The sequence below is a fragment of the Xanthomarina gelatinilytica genome (assembly GCF_000348685.1).
In the GTDB taxonomy this organism is placed as follows: domain Bacteria; phylum Bacteroidota; class Bacteroidia; order Flavobacteriales; family Flavobacteriaceae; genus Xanthomarina; species Xanthomarina gelatinilytica.
The window spans coordinates 1-1,223 of sequence record NZ_ANLA01000039.1 but is presented as its reverse complement, the minus strand read 5'-3'; the positions used below and the strand labels follow the sequence as shown (position 1 = coordinate 1,223).

Sequence of the window (1,223 nt, the reverse complement as noted above, 5' to 3'; positions counted from 1 at the left end):
ACGTCTTAAGTTTACAATTCACTAAATTTATTATATAATCAGAAAGAACAAAAGAGAGGATTAAGGTTATTATACACGTAGAGACTTTGATCTCGTCAACATTGAAAATCCCCTCTCTTTTCTACACAGATTTCGTACAGTATTATGAGGCATTAAGACCTCGATTTTAAGTCGTTGAAACTCGAGTAGCCTGTCCTTTCAAAAAACATTTTCTTATGAATAAAGGTATTAAATATTTTGGAATTGACATCAGCCATTTGGTGTTTGATGTGACAGATTCTGATGGCAACTATCATCAGTTTAAGAACAATCCTTCTGGCTTTAAGAAGTTTACAAAACTTTTAAACGATAACAGCCATTGTGTTATGGAGGCAACAGGTTATTATCATTATCAATTAGCGTATCATTTGCTGGAATCGGGTATAAAGGTATCCGTAGAAAACCCATTGGCGATAAAGCGCTTTATACAAATGAAACTCTCCAAGATCAAGACGGATAAGAGTGATTCAAAACTTATATGTGAGTACGCCAAACAGGTTGAATTAAAACTATGGAAAGGTAACTCCAAACATCAAACAGAGTGCTTGCAGATGATAAGACTCCTTGCTGTATATACAAAGCAGAGCACTATGTTGAAAAACAAACTGCATGGTGAAGCTGTTTTAGGCAATCCCAGTAAAACGGTTGTTGGTTCTTTAAAGCGTAGCTTGAAACAGGTTCAAAAAGAAATGAAAATGCTTGAAGATAAACTAATGATACTAGTTAAAGAGGTACATCAAGATGTGTTAACACGATTAAAGAGTATTCCAGGCATTGGAAACAAAACCGCATTAATGTTGGTTGTTTTAACAGACGGTTTTGAGCGTTTTAATAGCGGAAGTGAGTTGTGTAGTTATGCAGGTTTGACACCAGTGACCAGACAAAGTGGGAGCAGTGTAAATGGTCGGCCGAGAATTAGTAAAATAGGAAATCAAAAGCTTCGGAATTTATTGTTCATGTGCAGTTTTAATGCTTGCAAATACAACAAAGCTTGCCGTGATATTTATGAGCGTATAGTTGCCAAGGGGAAGAGTAAAAAACTGGCATTGATTGCCGTATGTAATAAGCTGCTAAAACAGGCTTTTGCAATAGCAAAATCAGGATTGATATATGATGAAACTTATAGAAGTACTTTAGTGAAAAGTTAATGGGTTTTTACTTGTTTTTTACCACAGTACTTTGTT

Annotated in this window: 1 protein-coding gene; it reads left to right on the top strand. The window is 35.2% G+C overall.

The genetic code is table 11. The features are described 5' to 3' along the window. The first annotated feature begins 215 nt into the window (after positions 1-215). Positions 216-1,187 carry an IS110 family RNA-guided transposase gene (locus tag D778_RS13975; RefSeq protein WP_007651893.1) on the top strand — a complete coding sequence of 324 codons (972 nt, stop codon included), beginning with the start codon at positions 216-218 and terminating at the stop codon, positions 1,185-1,187. Positions 1,188-1,223: the final 36 nt, after the last annotated feature.

Coding starts and splice junctions, on each gene's coding strand:
- D778_RS13975 (WP_007651893.1), top strand. CDS start 216: ATGAATAAAGGTATTAAATATTTTGGAATTGACATCAGCCATTTGGTG.